The sequence below is a fragment of the Succinivibrio dextrinosolvens DSM 3072 genome (assembly GCF_900167015.1).
GTDB classification, from domain to species: domain Bacteria; phylum Pseudomonadota; class Gammaproteobacteria; order Enterobacterales; family Succinivibrionaceae; genus Succinivibrio; species Succinivibrio dextrinosolvens.
This window is the reverse complement of sequence record NZ_FUXX01000005.1, coordinates 40,907-57,372: the sequence shown is the minus strand read 5'-3', so window position 1 is coordinate 57,372 and position 16,466 is coordinate 40,907. Positions and strand designations below refer to the sequence as shown.

The 16,466-nt window shown below is 35.0% G+C and carries 19 protein-coding genes; 13 read left to right on the top strand and 6 right to left on the bottom strand.

Annotated elements, in window-relative coordinates:
- Nucleotides 1-41 precede the first annotated feature (41 nt).
- From B5D46_RS02585 to B5D46_RS02570, 4 genes are read left to right on the top strand one after another with little or no spacing between them, the layout of a single operon-like run.
- A complete protein-coding gene (locus B5D46_RS02585) occupies nt 42-2,942 on the top strand; it encodes a class I SAM-dependent DNA methyltransferase (RefSeq protein ID WP_078928090.1) in 2,901 nt (966 codons plus the stop codon).
- Nucleotides 2,942-5,077: a DEAD/DEAH box helicase gene (locus tag B5D46_RS02580; protein ID WP_234973809.1), complete on the top strand. Its 2,136-nt coding sequence runs from the start codon at nt 2,942-2,944 to the stop codon at nt 5,075-5,077. The genes B5D46_RS02585 and B5D46_RS02580 overlap by 1 nt, the downstream gene beginning before the upstream one ends.
- Nucleotides 5,074-6,405, top strand: a complete 1,332-nt coding sequence (locus tag B5D46_RS02575; protein WP_078928089.1) for a GIY-YIG nuclease family protein — start codon at nt 5,074-5,076, stop codon at nt 6,403-6,405. Before B5D46_RS02580 ends, B5D46_RS02575 begins: the two co-directional genes overlap by 4 nt.
- A 1-nt stretch (nt 6,406) precedes the next feature.
- Complete coding sequence (locus B5D46_RS02570) at nt 6,407-7,609, top strand: AlbA family DNA-binding domain-containing protein (RefSeq protein WP_078928088.1); 1,203 nt, start codon at nt 6,407-6,409, stop codon at nt 7,607-7,609.
- A gap of 68 nt (nt 7,610-7,677) precedes the next feature.
- Here B5D46_RS02570 and B5D46_RS02565 read toward each other — a convergent pair whose 3' ends face one another.
- Genes B5D46_RS02565 through B5D46_RS02560 form a run of 3 tightly spaced genes read right to left on the bottom strand, consistent with a single transcriptional unit; the run spans nt 7,678 to nt 8,848 of the window.
- On the bottom strand, nt 7,678-8,403 hold the full coding sequence (locus B5D46_RS02565) for a competence protein CoiA (RefSeq protein ID WP_143675592.1): 726 nt from the start codon (nt 8,401-8,403) through the stop codon (nt 7,678-7,680).
- Between the two features lie 34 nt (nt 8,404-8,437).
- Nucleotides 8,438-8,611 carry a hypothetical protein gene (locus tag B5D46_RS12100; protein ID WP_159443003.1) on the bottom strand — a complete coding sequence of 58 codons (174 nt, stop codon included), beginning with the start codon at nt 8,609-8,611 and terminating at the stop codon, nt 8,438-8,440.
- A 39-nt stretch (nt 8,612-8,650) separates the two neighbouring features.
- Complete coding sequence (locus B5D46_RS02560) at nt 8,651-8,848, bottom strand: hypothetical protein (protein ID WP_078928086.1); 198 nt, start codon at nt 8,846-8,848, stop codon at nt 8,651-8,653.
- A gap of 354 nt (nt 8,849-9,202) precedes the next feature.
- On the opposite strand from B5D46_RS02560, the gene B5D46_RS02555 reads away from it, so the two are divergent.
- The 5 genes from B5D46_RS02555 (at nt 9,203) to B5D46_RS02535 (ending at nt 13,477) form a co-directional block, all read left to right on the top strand.
- On the top strand, nt 9,203-9,841 hold the full coding sequence (locus tag B5D46_RS02555; protein WP_078928085.1) for a hypothetical protein: 639 nt from the start codon (nt 9,203-9,205) through the stop codon (nt 9,839-9,841).
- A 123-nt stretch (nt 9,842-9,964) separates the two neighbouring features.
- Nucleotides 9,965-10,651: a hypothetical protein gene (locus tag B5D46_RS02550; protein WP_078928084.1), complete on the top strand. Its 687-nt coding sequence runs from the start codon at nt 9,965-9,967 to the stop codon at nt 10,649-10,651.
- A 5-nt stretch (nt 10,652-10,656) separates the two neighbouring features.
- Nucleotides 10,657-10,950: a radical SAM protein gene (locus B5D46_RS12460; protein ID WP_078928083.1), complete on the top strand. Its 294-nt coding sequence runs from the start codon at nt 10,657-10,659 to the stop codon at nt 10,948-10,950.
- Between the two features lie 269 nt (nt 10,951-11,219).
- Entirely contained in the window at nt 11,220-12,596 is a 1,377-nt protein-coding gene (locus B5D46_RS02540; protein ID WP_078928082.1) for an IS110 family RNA-guided transposase, read from the top strand.
- Nucleotides 12,597-12,748: 152 nt separating this feature from the next.
- Nucleotides 12,749-13,477: an SPASM domain-containing protein gene (locus B5D46_RS02535; protein ID WP_078928081.1), complete on the top strand. Its 729-nt coding sequence runs from the start codon at nt 12,749-12,751 to the stop codon at nt 13,475-13,477.
- 143 nt (nt 13,478-13,620) lie between these two features.
- Here the strand turns inward: B5D46_RS02535 and B5D46_RS02530 are convergent, their stop codons facing one another.
- Together B5D46_RS02530 and B5D46_RS02525 are read right to left on the bottom strand one after the other, a co-directional pair.
- Entirely contained in the window at nt 13,621-13,908 is a 288-nt protein-coding gene (locus tag B5D46_RS02530) for an AbrB/MazE/SpoVT family DNA-binding domain-containing protein (protein WP_078928080.1), read from the bottom strand.
- A 143-nt stretch (nt 13,909-14,051) separates the two neighbouring features.
- A complete protein-coding gene (locus tag B5D46_RS02525) occupies nt 14,052-14,291 on the bottom strand; it encodes a hypothetical protein (protein WP_078928079.1) in 240 nt (79 codons plus the stop codon).
- Nucleotides 14,292-14,398: 107 nt separating this feature from the next.
- Here B5D46_RS02525 and B5D46_RS02520 point away from each other — a divergent pair, with 107 nt between their 5' ends.
- The 4 genes from B5D46_RS02520 to B5D46_RS02510 all read left to right on the top strand — a co-directional run bounded on the left by B5D46_RS02520 (nt 14,399) and on the right by B5D46_RS02510 (nt 15,438).
- Complete coding sequence (locus B5D46_RS02520; protein WP_078928078.1) at nt 14,399-14,584, top strand: hypothetical protein; 186 nt, start codon at nt 14,399-14,401, stop codon at nt 14,582-14,584.
- Nucleotides 14,585-14,794: 210 nt separating this feature from the next.
- Entirely contained in the window at nt 14,795-14,935 is a 141-nt protein-coding gene (locus B5D46_RS12265) for a hypothetical protein (RefSeq protein WP_200805004.1), read from the top strand.
- Complete coding sequence (locus tag B5D46_RS12260; protein WP_200805003.1) at nt 14,928-15,170, top strand: type II toxin-antitoxin system RelE/ParE family toxin; 243 nt, start codon at nt 14,928-14,930, stop codon at nt 15,168-15,170. Before B5D46_RS12265 ends, B5D46_RS12260 begins: the two co-directional genes overlap by 8 nt.
- Nucleotides 15,163-15,438, top strand: a complete 276-nt coding sequence (locus B5D46_RS02510) for a helix-turn-helix domain-containing protein (RefSeq protein ID WP_078928077.1) — start codon at nt 15,163-15,165, stop codon at nt 15,436-15,438. Before B5D46_RS12260 ends, B5D46_RS02510 begins: the two co-directional genes overlap by 8 nt.
- 285 nt (nt 15,439-15,723) lie before the next feature.
- Here the strand turns inward: B5D46_RS02510 and B5D46_RS02505 are convergent, their stop codons facing one another.
- Nucleotides 15,724-16,143, bottom strand: coding sequence for a hypothetical protein (locus tag B5D46_RS02505; protein ID WP_078928076.1), 420 nt, complete (start codon nt 16,141-16,143; stop codon nt 15,724-15,726).
- Between the last annotated feature and the right edge of the window lie 323 nt (nt 16,144-16,466).

Sequence of the window (16,466 nt, the reverse complement as noted above, 5' to 3'; positions counted from 1 at the left end):
TCAAATACTAGAAATATATATATCTAAAATAAGGTGTAAAAATGGCAAAAGAACAAGAATTATCAGTACAGGTCTATGATTTGGTTCAATCAATGAAGAAACATTGGGAACCAATCACTTTCTTTAAGACTCTTCTGAAAATTTACGGAACCGCAGATCGATCTGTAGAACAGGCAGTATTAAACGACAGGTCTGTAAATGTAGCATCAGAATTTACTGATGATTCTATGGAAAGTGCTGATTTAGCCATAAGACAAAGAGCATACTTCCGCTTTCTAAAAAAAGATGAAGATGTTGTTCCAGCAGTTGAAAAAGTAAAACAGTTAAAAGAAGTCCAGAATCAGAAAAACAGAATCCAATTTATTATCTGCTGCAGTTCAAATAGCCTTTGTTTATATGACCTTGTATTAAATGATAGCCTTTCTATTGATTTAGATGATTTGCCTGATAATTATTCTTTTCTTTTACCAATTAAAGACGGTCGTAGAGATACCATTGTGTCGACTCAAGAAGCAGATAAAAAAGCTTGTTTAAAGTTAACCAGACTTCTTGATACGCTTGCTAAACATAATTCCATTGAGCCAAATAATATGCAGAAACTGAATTCTTTTATCAGAAGAATTCTGTTCTGTTTCTTTGCTGAAGATACTGGTATTTTTAATCCAAGCATAGAGAATATGTTTACCAATGCTTTCGATAAACTTGTGGATAAACATGGAACTAATGCAAAAACTTTCTTTGAGGATCTCTTTACTGTTCTAAATACTAAGAATGTAGAAAGAGATGCATTAAAAAAAGAAAGAGAGAGAAATGGTCATGTAGTGGATGCAACGATAATGGCCTTTCCTTACGTTAACGGAGGACTGTTTAAAGATCAGGGCTTTATTCCTGATTTTGATATTGCTACCAGAAACCAGTTGCTAGACTGTGGCCGATTAGCCTGGCACGAAATCTCACCTGCTATTTTTGGCGCTATGTTCCAGGGAGCAATGAAAAAGGATGATAGAAGAACTCTCGGAGCACACTACACTTCAGAGGAAAACATTCTTAAAATCGTAAAACCGCTGTTCTTGGATAAGCTTTATGAAGAATTTGAGCAATTAAAGAAAGATACAGCACCTCTACAAGAGAAAATAAAAGCTCTACCAGAAATGAAGAGAGCTCGTTCTTCTTACGAAGGAATAACCATATCTGGTGATTTTAGGTATTGGAGCAACGAGGCTATTGAACTTGAAACTCAGCGTCGTCAGGTATTCAAAGATTTTCTTACTCGCATTGGCAAAATGAAATTCCTTGATCCTGCATGTGGATGCGGAAACTTTCTTCTGATTTCGTACAAAGAGTTAAGAAAACTTGAAAATGAAGTTCTTAGCTACATTAACGAAGGAGCTTTTACTGATTCATATATCAGCATCAATCAGTTCTATGGGATAGAAATTGAAGACTGGCCTGCTGAAATTGCTCATGTATCCATGTGGTTGATGCAGCATTTAATGAATCAGGAGGCTAATCAACGTTTTGGTTCAAACATACAGTCTATCCCATTAAAAACATCTGCAACTATTGTAACAACAAACGCTTTGACAACAGATTGGAATACGATTCTCCCCGCAGAAGATTGCTCTTATATCCTAGGTAACCCTCCTTTTGGTGGTGCTTTGACTGTAACAAAAGAACAAAAAAAATGGTTACAAGATTGTTATCCTCCAAAATATAAAATTGATAGGGCTGATTATGTAACCGCTTGGTATATAAAGGCCTCAAACTACATGCAAAAAAATAAAAAAATTGAAACCGCATTTGTATCAACAAACTCAATTTGTCAGGGCCAGCAGGTTGATACTTTATGGGGATTATTATTAGAGAAAGGTATAAAGATTAATTTTGCATATTCATCATTTCCTTGGAGAAATGATGCTGCGAATAAAGCTGTTGTAACTTGCATAATTGTTGGATTTTCGTATAACGATAGAAATAACCCTTGGATTATTTCTTACGATAGTAAAGAAAAACAGTCTTATAAAACCAACTGTTCATGTATTTCGCCTTACTTAACAAATTGTATTAAGCCAATAATTATAGGAAGACAAACTAAAGCTCTATCAACAAAATTAAATTTATCATTCGGAAATATGTCAGCTGATGATGGAAATTTATTGTTTGAATACGCAGAAGGTCAGAAATTCTTAGAAGATTATCCTGAGGCAAAACCATTTATTAAAAAATTCATTGGCAGTAGTGAACTCATGAAATCTGAGTTCAGATACTGTTTATGGCTTAATGAAAACAATAAGGACGAGGCTCAAAAAAATGAAGAAATTAAAAGAAGAGTGGAAAACGTTAAATCATTTAGATTGAAGTCAACTAGAAGTATCACAGTTAAAAATGCAGAAGTTCCATGGCGTTTCGGTGAACTTGCAAATCCTTCTAACCCCGAAACTGCTTTGGTTATTCCCCGTGTAACATCAGAAAATAGGCCATATGTCCCAATGGATTTTATTAAAGGCGATTCAATTGTAAATGATCGTGCATTCATGCTACCTAATGCATCTAATTACGATTTTGGAATATTAACCTCAAGAATGCATATGGTATGGATGAGGTTGACTTCAGGAAGATTAAAATCAGATTTTAACTATTCACGTGATTTAACGTTCAATACCTTCATTTGGCCTAACACAAATGAGACACAAAAAGAAGAAATTACCAATCTCGCTAAACAAATTCGTAGGATTAGAGCAAGATTATTTGGAGAATCAATTTCATTAGGCGATATGTATAACCCAGATAAAATGCCTGAAGATTTAAAAGAAGCTCATAACAATCTTGATATGGCTGTTGAGAAAGCATACAGAGCAGAACCATTTAAAGATGATGATGAACGTCTAGAACTCCTTTTAGATTTGTATTCTGAGGCTATTGCAAAAAAGGAGTCTAAATAATGACTGATATGAAAAATGAGGACAATGTTGAAGTCCATAACATTGGCAGATACACCTTTGCTCAGACTGGCAATAGTACTAAAGAAAATGACATGGGAATGCGCGAGATGCAGGCTCGTGCCTTTGCCAAAAGACATTCAAAGTATTTGTTAATTCAGGCTCCTCCTGCATGTGGAAAATCCAGAGCCTTAATGTTTTTGGCTTTAGATAAGGTTATAAATCAGGGGATAAAAAAGGTATTTATTGCAGTTCCTCAGATTGCCATTGGCTCCAGTTTTGCTGACACCAAACTATCTGAGAATGGCTTCTTCGCAGACTGGGCGGTTAACCCAAAATATAATCTTTGTACCCCAGGAGGAGATGCACAGAAAGTTCAACGTGCAGTCGAGTTTTTAGACGATCCAGATGCCCATTATCTTCTGTGCTCTCATGCAACACTAACTTATTTCTTTGACAGGGTAAAGGATATCTCCAAGTTTGATGATGCCCTTGTTGCAGTAGATGAATTTCACCATGTCTCAGAAGATGCAGAAAACAGACTTGGTAACGTCATACATTCTCTGATGACTGAATCTTCCTGTCATGTTATTGCCATGACAGGTTCATACTTCAGAGGAGATAGTGTTCCAGTACTATCACCTGAAGATGAAAGACTGTTTGATAGAGTGACCTACACTTATTACGAACAGTTAAACGGTTATAAATACCTTAAAAGTCTGGGAATTGACTATGCTTTTTACAGTGGAAAATGGGTTAATGCTGTTAAAAAACTTATCGACACTGATAAGAAGATGATTATCCATATTCCAAGCGTAAACTCTAGAGAATCAACCGGAGATAAAACAAACGAGGTTAGTGTCTTGTTTGACTCTCTTGGACATGTTATTTCAAGAGATGGGGATACTGGTATTTATACAATTAAAGCTCATAACGGCAAACTTCTAAAGGTCGCTGATTTAGTTACTGATACCGATAATATGCAGGGAGTCACTCTTGCGGCTTTACGTAATGAAGCAAACCTCAAAGAACTAAACATTATTATTGCGTTAGGCATGGCAAAAGAAGGTTTTGACTGGCCTCAATGTGAATATGCTTTAACTGTAGGCTACAGAGCATCATTAACTGAAGTTGTACAGATTATTGGAAGAGCAACCCGTGACTGTCCTGGTAAGAGTCATGCCCAATTTACAAATCTCTTGGCAATGCCAAATGCCTTACTTGATGATGTAACCGATGCGGTAAATACTTTGTTAAAGGCAATTACTCTATCTCTTTTAATGGAGCAGGTTCTTGCCCCAAATGTTCATTTTAGAAAACGAGGTGAAGATAACGGTCCATCTCAAACGTCTGGTACTAATGGTGTTGAAATTAACACTGGTCATCGAGATGGTGATAATCCTCCTATTGATACCAGTAATATTACAATAACAATAGATGATGACGGAGTAAGTAATACTGCTATTGATATCATCAATCAGGAAGGAAACGATATTATTAACAGACTTATTAACGATTCACCTGCAGTAAAAAGCGCTATTGCTAATGGAGGAGAGGGAATATCTCAGGAATTAGCTGAGGATGCAATTGTTGACGTTATTAAGGAAATGCATCCTGAATTAACTGACGAAGATATTAGTGCAATGGCAAAAGCCATTGCAACTACCGTAATCCTTAAGGCCACAAGTCATAGACCAACAGATAATCCTGAAGGAGGTCAAGAAGGAAATCCTCCTACAGGTACTGGACAGGGAACAGGACCATTTGTTGTCGTTGGTGAAGATAACACGCAGTTTGTGAATATCAATGGAAAGTTTATAAATGTTGATGATCTTGATTTTAGTTTAATCGAATCAATAAACCCTTTTGCCAACGCTTATCAGTTTGTCTCTAAGGCGATTGAACCTGAGCTTTTGAAACGCATTCAGGAGCAAACAGCCCAAATGCGAGAGAAAATGACCTTACAAAAAGCTTTAGAACTCTGGCCTTATATCAATAAATTTGTGAAAGAACAAAAGAGAGAGCCAGAACTAAACTCTACAAATGATTTTGAAAGACGTTTAGCTATAGCTCTGGCAATGTTGAAAGAAGAAAGACGTAAACGTAATGCAAAAGAAAAAGCGGAAGGTAATAAATGAAGTTAACTTCAAAAAAAGAATTTAAAAAACCAGAGTCTTTTGATGAACTTCTTCTGGATGATCCGTTTGGACTTTTAGCAAACGTTGGAGAAAAGCGACTTTCTATGTCTGTCTCTGACAAAATTAAAGCAGCATTCGAAGAAATTGCAGACTTTGTAAAGTCAAACAATAGACTTCCTTCTGTAGATAGTGATGATTTTGATGAAGAACTTCTAGCAGAAAAATTTAATGCCCTTATTAAGGATGCCCCTGAAGGTAAAACATACTGTGAGTCATTTTTAGAAGAAAACAAGGATAAAAATCTTCTGGAAGGAATGCATATCTTTTCAAAAGAAAAAGCACTTGATGCTCATATCGAAAAAATGGAGACTACAGAATATAACAGTGTTGATGACATCTTTAATGATGATCCATTGGGGCTGTTAAGTGATGTCGGTGATAAGGCTGTTGAAGAAGAATCATGGCATAAAGATAGAGAAGAATCATCCTCCACCGTTGATGGAAAAGTCGCAAAACAAAAAGTCTGCAAGGATTTCTTCAAATATCAAAGGTACTTTGATGAAATAAACCGCTTGCTATCAGAGGGACATTTAATCTCGGTTCCAATTCATGGAGATAATGCATCTATTCAATTAGCCGATATCTTTGTTGTGAACGGAGTAATGAGCATAATAGCTGATGTAGATGATGATTCAACTTATAAGATAAAATCTTCACGAAAGCTAACCTACCGAGTAAAACAGATTTTTATAAATGGAACAGAATCAACACCTCTAAGTACATCCATTAAAACAACGTTTTATGCAAAATCTGATATTCCTGGCAGAAGAATAATTCATGCTGATCCTATTGGTTTAAATTTCATTGAAGATATGAGAAATGAACTTATGAAAACAAGTGAAGGTTCAGCAAATGCAATTATGACGGGATATATTTATATTCTTTCCTCAAGGAGTAAGCATCCTGTAATTAAGAAATTTACAGAACAGAGTAGTCTTGTAAAAATCGGATACTGCACAACTGACGTTGCAACCAGAATTGCTAATGCGGAGAAAGATCCTACATATCTATGCGCACCTGTTAACGTGTTAAAAACATTTCAGTGTTATAACTTCGACCCAAGAAACCTTGAGGATGTACTGCATACTATTCTTGCTAGTCACAAATTACATGTCGAATTAAAAGATATTAATGGTAATACCTTTAGACCAAGGGAATGGTTTACTGTCAGTGTAGAAACTGCAAGTGACATCATAGATCATCTTTTTGCAGGAGATATAGCTGATTACTACATTGATAAGATTCAGGGTAAATTAAAGAGAAAATAAAGTGAGCTTTGTAGAGGAAATTCAATCTCTTATTGACTCTCATAATGAGGGGGCATATTGGGATTTTAAACTCCAGTGGCCAACTACTGAAGGAGGCTCTCTTCTTCATGATATTATTTGTATGTCAAATAATTTAGAAGATAGAGATGCTTATATTATTATCGGAATAAGAGATGAAACCTGTGAAATAGAAGGGGTACGAGCTGATGATAAAAATAGAAAAAATACGCAACAACTAAATAATTATTTAAAAGACAAGCCTTTTGCAGGAAATATAAGACCATTAACAGAGGTAAGATCTTTTGATATTGGTGATAAAACAATAGATATCATCATAATCAAAAGATGCTTGAAAACACCTTTATATTTAACAAGTGTCAAATCAGATTATAGAAATCTTTATCCTTATCATATTTATACAAGAGTTGTAGATTCAAATACTGATAAAAATGGTTCTGCCGATATTGATAAAGTTGAGTCACTTTGGAGAAAACGCTTCGGTATAGATAAAACTCCTCTTGAACGACTTGATTCTCTGTTAATGAGTCCTGAGAAGTGGGTTGATTGTCCTTATTTAGAGAATAAAAATTCTTATTTAAAGATAAAGTATCACGAAGATTTTCCTGAGTTTACTATAAGAATTCGAGCTGATGATTCTGGAAATGCGCAAGAGTTATATATGGGAGAATTTCTAAATCCTACCCCTTTGTGGACAGATGTATACGTATACTACCACGATACAGTATTGCGATATTTTAAAGGAGTTGAGCTTGATGGTGGAGTATCTTCAATTGTTGCACCGGAATGCTGTGTAAGTGATGCACGGATTAATGGAAAAGGAATCTTATTCCATTACTATATAAAAAACTCAACAAGATATCTCCTTTCATTAGTTTTAGGAGGAATAACTTCAGATCTTCATTTTTGGGGAAGATTTGAAGCAAAAGTTAAAACAATTCTTTTCTTTGAAGATGAACAAGAGTTTAGTCTATTTAAAGATCAAGAATTGAACGGTAAAGATTCAATTTTTCCAAGATTATCTCCTGAAGCATTGAATGAAATATCTATGCAATCTACTGATAGGTCTTTCATTTCTTCAGAAATAAAGAATAAAGAGCTAATGTCAGCTCATTTAAAATTTACTCTTTGGGCCAAAAGAAAATTGGAAGAATTTAGAAAAAAAGACACATGCTGCCATAATTAAATAATGTATTCTCTCAGATTTATTGTCTATTTAAGGCGAAATTTTCTTTTTAGATTGAGAAAACTTAACTAAAGGTGCCATCTTTTTTTTCTTGCTTCCAATGTTTTGCTAAGTCCGTCCCTCAAACTAATTAAGTAAGACGGTAAGACGTTATTTTTTGTCATTTCAACAAAATCTATTCTTGCAATTCGAAGGGCTAGAGTATTTGTCGTTTTCACCGTTGTTGGAACAAGGCACCATAAATCGTCAAACTGCCTTTCGTCAGAGTCTCCTTTGAAATCAAGAAAAACAAAAGAGTTTCTTTGAAGCCATTGAGGAGGAAGAGCATTTGGGGGATTATCAATAAAATAAAAGCCTGGAAGTTGTGTATATGGATAAATTAACCCCTTCTCAAAGAATCTTTTACGAAATCTGACGCCGCTGGCATCAACTATCCAGCACATCTCTTTATAGAAAGTCTCTCTTGATACTTTCTCTTCCTCAGAAATTGGAGAATGTTGGAATTCAATTATAAAATTATTGTCTGTACAAACATCGGCAATATGCTTTTCTCCGGTCTGTGTATCTGTGAATATTCTCTCTTGCCACTCTGCAGGGAATTGATTCTTCCAATTGCGATGCCATTGGAGTTCATTCTCCTTCCAGATATCACAATTTAAATCATTTTTATGAGCCCAATGATGCATCTTCACAGACCCGCATTTTGAAATTACTTCATTTTCACAGTATGGACAAACAGCCCGAAGACCTTTTTTAGGTTCGATTCTGTGTCCTTCAAATAATGCATATTTCATAGAGTTAATTTTCAAAAATAATGGTCATTAAGCATTAGTCTAAAAACTTCTTTATAAAGTCAGAAATCTTTTTTATACCTTCAAAAATAAACTCTATTAGAAACTGGTATGCTATCCATAAAACACCTAACAGAATCAACCCGTAAATAAAATTTTCGAGAGTAACATCGGAAGCATATTCCATCATGTCTCTTGGTTCTCTAAACATAGATAAATCTCTCCTTATAAATAAAGAAAACCAATACCGCTACTTGTGGCACCAGTAATAGAACGGAATATTAACAATTACGGGAAGTATGAAAAGAGTAAAAATCATCAGCAGATGGCATTTTGTATCGTTCTTTCTGTCGGCATTATCTGAATCCCATTTGAGCATAAGCCTAACAAATGGAGTTGCACAAATAAAATATGCCACGAAGAAAAGAAGTACCTGCAGTTTACTCATTTCATTTCTCCTCTACGGAAATTAGAGAAAATAGGCGCTTTCCTAAAGTATAAGAAATCATCATTCCTGATTCTGATATCTATCCGGAAATTTATCAAAACTGCAGCTTATTCCGATATGCATATAATCGTTCCAGATCTGAATAACTGTTCCATTATTTTTTTAATTATCTTATCTGTGCGGTGGATTATTTTTAATTTGCTTACCATGTTTAATCCAATAAACACTGCTAGACCTACGTAACCATAAAGATTTCAAATATACTCAAATTAAAGCAATACAAAATAATAATAGAAAGTTACCTCCTATAATATATATATCAAGTCTTTTTAACATATATCAAAATCTAAGAATATGGGAATTAGTCAGTTACAAGGATCTCCTTGGCATATTGAATATCCAAGGCGGAGAATTAACGAAGATAATGATTTTATCTTTCGAAAAAGGAAGGATAAGAAATCTCGGACGAAAAGAACAAGACAAGTTCGTATAGAGCTAAGTCCTGGTGAGTTCTATTTTGTTGAAGATCCTTCTTCAGGAATTAACGGTCAAAAGGTAATATTTATCGAAAGATGTGAAAATAATTTGAAGGTAAAACTTGGTGAGCGTATCTATATCGTTAATCACCTTAGAAAAATAACTAGTGAAGCTACAACAGAAAACATCGAGCCACCTACTAATATAAAAAATACAGTACCAGATACAGAGAGTGCTCCTGCTCCTCAAAACGCAATTAGAGTTTTTACTAAGTACAAGGATAAGTCTGTTAAAACAGAAATACAAACTCTTAGTGGAGTAGATTTTAAAACTTATATCAAACTCAATAGGAATGGTCTTACCAAAGGTGATTCTCTTATTATTAATCTTTCTGCTTATAAAGATTGGAATGCTTATTATGAAGAAAAAACACCACAAGGTATTCTTGTAAAACTGACAAAAGGGAATAAACAAAGATTTTGCATATTTCAGGAAAAATATATTCAAAAGAAATAATGGTGTACCTATGAAATATAGCTCAGCTATTGGCTTAGGTCTGATTACTTAAATACTATAGTTTAGAAAGCATAATAATGGATAAGTAAAACTCATATTAAAGAACTATTCAGGTGAATCTGCATGAATAAAAACATAAAAAAGGCTGTTGAAGATTTTAATTCAGAAGTGAAGGATTCTGAAAAAATCATCATTGGCGTAAAAGCACACAAAGCAGAGTCAAAAGAAGAATTAAAAAAACGCCTAAAATCTATTGCTGAATATTCCTGCGATCATTTTTTGTCGACTGGAGCTATGTGCTATAGCCCAGCCCATACAGAAGCAAGAATTTATACAAATATATGCCCACACTGCGGTCGTATGTATCAATATGGTCTATATACATATGTAGACTCTAGACATAATCCTCACGAAATAATACAAAAGAAAATTAGTGAAATTGTGAATGAAATAAAGAAAATCGGGTATGACATTCAGGTTGAGCACATGTGTGGTTTTTGTTACCAGCAAGAATATGGGAAAGCTCCTATTCATATAGAATATTCTTGTGAGTATGAATCAGAGGAAGAAAACCTTGAGTGTGAATCAGAAAAAGTTTATGAGCGTATTCTTGAATCAAATGATTCAGTGAGCGTTCTATCATTTAGATTTAAATCTACAGATGAATACACCAGAAATATAGTCTCTTTAGAGGACTGTGAGTTAATGTTGGATTTTTTGAATGGTAATAATGCTTACGTGGGAGATAGAGATGAGATCCACATGTTAACGGATTGTTGCGAATTGATTAAACATCTTCTTGGATTATAATCTTTATGGTTTCCTTTCCTAAATCTGCTGTTTTAGAACTTACGTACAGATGTAATCATTTCTGCAAGTTCTGTTCTTGTCCCTGGGAGAACAAAGGGGGAAGTTATCCTAAAGGAGCTGAACTGTCCGGAGAAGACTGGTGCAGAGTGATTGACAAATTATATGCTCTTGGGGTGAAAACAATATCAATTTCAGGCGGAGAATGCCTTTTATATAAAGATCTTCCTGTTGTTCTGGAATATCTCAATTCTCAAAGCAAAAAATATCATGAGCGCAGTTACGTTCACAACAGCTCATGAAAGCGAAGTCTTAGTTGAACTATGCTTAAGAAAGAAGCTCTTCTCTGGACCTTGTCCCTTTTTTTGTGAGCATTCGATTACTCCGACAAAAAATTAAGGCGAGTGCTGTGCTGTACAACAGCTTGAAGACATAACAACCTATTTATGATCTCGTATAAAAAAACGGAATACATCTTAGCTTCTTGGATTCTAAGGTGTAATTTAAGTTTCTTTATACTGCACTCATAGAGAAGAGCTCAACTCCTACAGTCTTTTAATGGAGGAGCACTATGAGTATAGCGCATAATGACAATAAAAGAATGGCTGTTTTCCACGCTCTTCATCAAAGTGCAATCGGGATCGATGTTCATTCGAATTTGATTGTTGCAGTATTCCAGAAAGGAGAGTTTGGAAATAATGTTGTTGAAGGGGATACCTGGTCTGGAACCGCGTCAAAAACTGAATTAGTGAAATTTGCTGAATGGTGTAAAAGCAAAGATCCTGAGGTTCTGATAATGGAGTCCACAGGTGTATATTGGCAGTCTTTATATGAGGCTCTGGAAGATAAAGGCTTTACAAAATCACAACTGATTGTTGTAAATGCCCGAGATGTAAAGAATCGTCGTGGAAGTAAGACTGATATTTCTGATGCAATCCATTTAGCCGAGATTGCAAGACAGGGAAGCTACAGAGCATCTTTTGTTCCAGAAAAGTTTGTAAGACAGCTTCGATGTTTATGGAGATCATTCTCTACATTGAAGAATACGCGTAAGAGGTTATTAAACATTCTGCACAAGCAGCTCTGTCAGGTTGGATGCAGGGCCTCAAGTGTATTCAGTGACATTAGAGGAAAGACAGCCTCGAAAATACTTGAATGTCTTATAAGTGGAGAGTGTGGAGAGAAACTGCGCTGTAGCATAGTTTCGATAATGAAAAGTTCCAAGGGAAAATTAAAGGCTAGCCCTGCAATGATATATGATGCCCTTCAGGCAGATATGGACAGTCTTGTATGGTTTTCCATAAGGAAACATTTGAACCACATAAAATTCATTGATATTCAGTTAAAAGAGTCTGAGGAAAATTTAAAACAGCAACTCTCGCCTTATAGGAAACTGATTGAGTTACTGACAACAATTCCTGCGGTAAAAGAGATGACCGCAATGGGGCTTATATGTGAATTGGGAGATGATTTATCTCAATTTACATCAATTCGTAAATTTGCAAAATGGATTGGACTTGCCCCAGGAAATAATGAGTCAGCAGGAAAACGTCGTTCGGGTAAAACCACTCCTGGTAATAAATATCTGAAGGTTTTACTGATTGAGGCTGCCGCAGGAATCGGTTTGATGAAGACTGGTTATTTACATGAGGTGCATCAGAAGTTAAAAGAACGACGAGGGCAAAAGAAAGCTAATGTGGCAATAGCTCATAAGCTGTGCAGAATTATATTTAATGTTATATCCCACAGAACTTCATATGTAGAGCAGAATAAGCCTGTTTTGAAAGACCATAGGTTGGCAAAAGCGACAAATGCTATTGCGGGTCTTAAGCAGGTAGGCTTAGTTTGCAATGACGTTGAGGTTACAGATATAGCAAGTGGCATTGTTAAAGTTATACATAAAGCTAGGAATGAAGTTAAACACCAGACTTCTAGTCCCTATTGTTAAGGTATAACTAACCACTTGAAGTTATAAGGGATTTTTAAGCCTCAAATCTGAGGCTAGGATTTTATTGTGCCGTGAAGATTTAAGTCTTATGGTGCTTTCATAAAAAACTAGGCTTACCTCAGTCATTTGTCCTGATCTCAAACGGACTACTCATGAGTGAGGAATACCTGAAGCTTTTCAAAGAGGTTAATGTACATCTAAGTATGAGCCTTCCGGGTTTTAGCAATTTCAAAAAACTCACTGGTGTTGATAACGCTGAAAATGTTCTTTACTGGTTTCAAAGAGCTAAAGCTTTAGGAATGGAAACTACCTGCAACGTCACTGTTACAAAACTTAATATTTCAGAGTTATATGAAACCTTAGCTCTTGCTCTTTTGAATGGGGCCTCAAGTATTCTTCTGAATCGCTTTCTTCCTGGAGGAAGAGGCCTTTCCTATATGGAAGAGCTTCTTTTGACTAACGAACAGATAAATGAAATGCTAGATGTTGCCGAGGATGTTTTATCAGAGGCTGGTCGATATGGGCATGTCGGAACAGAAATTCCTTTATGTGTAATTAAAGAGCCTTCCAAATATAAGCATATATCAATAGGGTATAAATGTGCAGCCGCAAAAGATTTCTTTGTAATTGATCCTGCAGGTCAGGTAAGATGTTGCAATCATTCTCCGGTAATAGTCGGCAGCGTTTTTGATGAAAACATTGTTTCCAACCTTGATTACTGGCGGATTTTTGCTAACAGTGATTACCATCCTTCCTTTTGCAGAGACTGCAGCAAACTTGATATGTGTGATTGCGGATGCAGGGAAGTTGCAGCGATTCTAAATAAATCTCCAAGTGAGATTGACTGGAGTATAGATTTTTCAGCGATAAAGGAGCTCTAAATTAAATTAGTCCTCAAATTATTTAAATTTCTTTATGTAACAACCTGTTAGCTTAGTTTAGCTGTCACAGCAAATCAAAGGAAGGTAAGTTAATCCTTGCCTTCCTATTTGAAAAAAAAGTTGCGGAGATAAAGATGTTGGTATCAAGCATTACCTTTATCATTTGAATCCTTTGCACGAGACTCAGTGATCCACTTTGCAACATCTTCCTCTGTTATTAGGCCTGCTTTCTTTCCTGCACCTTTCATCTGCTTCTGCAGCTGCATCATTGCATAAACAGCCGAATTTACAATTTTTACTTCATTACCAGATACAACAAAAGAAACACGATCTCCTGATTCAATTCCAAGAATAGCTCGTATTTTCTTAGGAATTGTAACCTGACCCTTTGCCATTACTCTGGCGTCATTTACAAACAATGATTCTGACATCGTAAATCCTCTTTAAAAGTAGGAATTTCATATTTTCCTACTTATAAGTATAGACGATTAGCTTAAATAAAAAAAACACTAGGAGTAGGAGAATTAAATGCTTAAATTTAGGTATATAGAAAGCAGTATTGAAACGTAGTTTTTCAGATAATGTTATAACAGAAGAAAACAGCTACAGCTGTAAATAATAGGAAAGCAAAAACTTCTGGTTCTAAGATTACACTGAAAAATTTTATTAGAACTGACAAGAAAGCGAAAAAGGCAAGAATAAACCGAGCCAGCACCTTTCTCCACAGAGGAGTATCTGTACGCTCTCTGATGTACTCATCATAAGAAACTTTCTTCAGTTCATAACCGTAATAGGCAGGTTCTTTCTGAGACATAGCAGCCTCCTCTGTTTCCCATGATTATATTATAGAAGATGACTATTCCAGATTCTGATATCTGTTCCTGCAGAGATTATACTTAAGGTAACAGAGAGGGGAACTATATGACTCTTACTAAGTTAATTCTGATTGTTTTAATAATCTGTATAGTCGATTATCCGTTGTTCAATCTTTCTCTTAAAGAAGATAAGAAATCTCAGGACGGAACAACTCTCAAGAATCATCTGATTATATTTCTTATGCTCTTTATTGTTCCTCTTATTGTTACCTCTATTGTTTTGGCTTTATAGCTCATTATCGTTCCAGTTTTAAATAACATATTAAGATGAAAAGTCTCATTTTTTTTTGTTTATTTTCTAAATTGTTAGCTCCTTCTTCTCATCGCACAAAAAAGCGTCCCAGAAAAAAATCTATTCAAATAAAAAGGCTCTATTTATCATGTAAATATATGTTATAACATATATACCTCAATATATAAGAAGAAAGGTATTTTAACAATTATGGACCAGCAATCAGAATTTTCGGTCATTTTCTATGAAAAAGAAGATGGCTCTATGCCGGCAAGGGACTTTTTATTAGGTCTTGATGAAAAATTAAAAGCAAAAACTTTACGCAACATTAATCTGTTGGCTGTTGGCTAAAGTTGGCCCTGCACTTAGAAAGCCGGAATCATCGCCTTTAGATGATGGAATCCTTGAAATTCGTACTAAAGTTGGAACGAATCTAACAAGAGTCCTTTATTTCTTTTACGTCGGTAAAAAAGCTGTATTAACCAATGGTTTTATTAAGAAAACTCAAAAAACTCCACGAAAAGAAATAGAGATTGCGAAAAAATACAGAGAAGATTTTTTAAGAAGGAGCAATGAAAATGAGTAATAAATTTGAAGATTTTCTTGCAGAGCAGCTAAAAGATCCAAAAGTAAAGAAGGAATACGATGCATTAGAGTCAAAATATGCTCTGATTGAAAGTATTATTCTTGCTCGTAAAGAGAAGAATCTTACTCAGAAGGAGCTTTCAGAGCTGACAGGTATTACTCAGGCCGATTTGTCAAAAATTGAAAACGGCAATGCAAATCCTTCTTTGAATACACTTTTAAAACTTGCAAAGGGCCTTGGAAAGAAACTTCAGGTTTCCCTAGTTTAATTTTTCAAAACACTAGTTGTCTTTCTATGATCTGCAGGTAAAAAAATCTGCAGATCCATCTATTAAAATTAAAGCCTATGCGATGATCTTTCTGGTCCTGACTGTGTTCATTGTCAGCAGTGCTAGTCTTATTGCCGGACAGAATCTGCGCTGGTTTACAGGCTTAGGATTTAACTTCTGTGTTTTTACTCGATCACAACCGAGTCGGTTTTAACCGAGTAAAAATATTATGGAATAAAAAAAGCTATCTTTACGATAGCTTTTTGAAGGAGGTTTACCTAGCTGTTATTTTTGTTCTTTATCTTTTATAAGTTCAATCACATCAAAGGTAACATCAAGATATGCACCTGAATCTATGAATGAGTATTCATATGAAGGCAGAATCCTGATTGAATCTCCATATTTCTTCTCATAATCATCCTTACACATTGCAGCGTATCGAGCCACATCGTCTGTGAATGATTTAGGATTTACCACAGGATTATTGAACATGCAGGAAACAGAACGAGGCTGTCCCTGATGTAGCGCATTATCAAGATGTTCCTCAATATTGGTGGATAGAATATAGGTGCAGGCGGCAACACTCAGGATGCCAGCCACAAAAATCGTTAGGCTGCGAAAATTAGGTTTTTTCTTCAAAAACATATCATAGATAAAGAACAGCAGCAGAACTCCAGCTACTACATATGCAACATTTAACAGCATAATAAACTCCGAGAAATACCAGTGTACTTATACAAATATAGGATAAATTTTGAAAAAGAGCTGATATAACTGTCTGAATCTTAAAAACAACTGTGAAAAAATATGTCATAAGCCTCTTCTCTAGTCATCTTAAGGCATAGATGAATAAAGCTCAGAATCATAATAACCATCAAAAGAAAACAGTATTTTTGCTTTTAATAATTTTCGTAGGAAAAGGTAAGTTTTATATTAGAACTTTAAATTAATTTTTAATAAAACTCGTTTTAAATTCAAATAATTATCCTAAGTTTTTTCTTTTTATCAATTTATTGAATCTCGTCAAA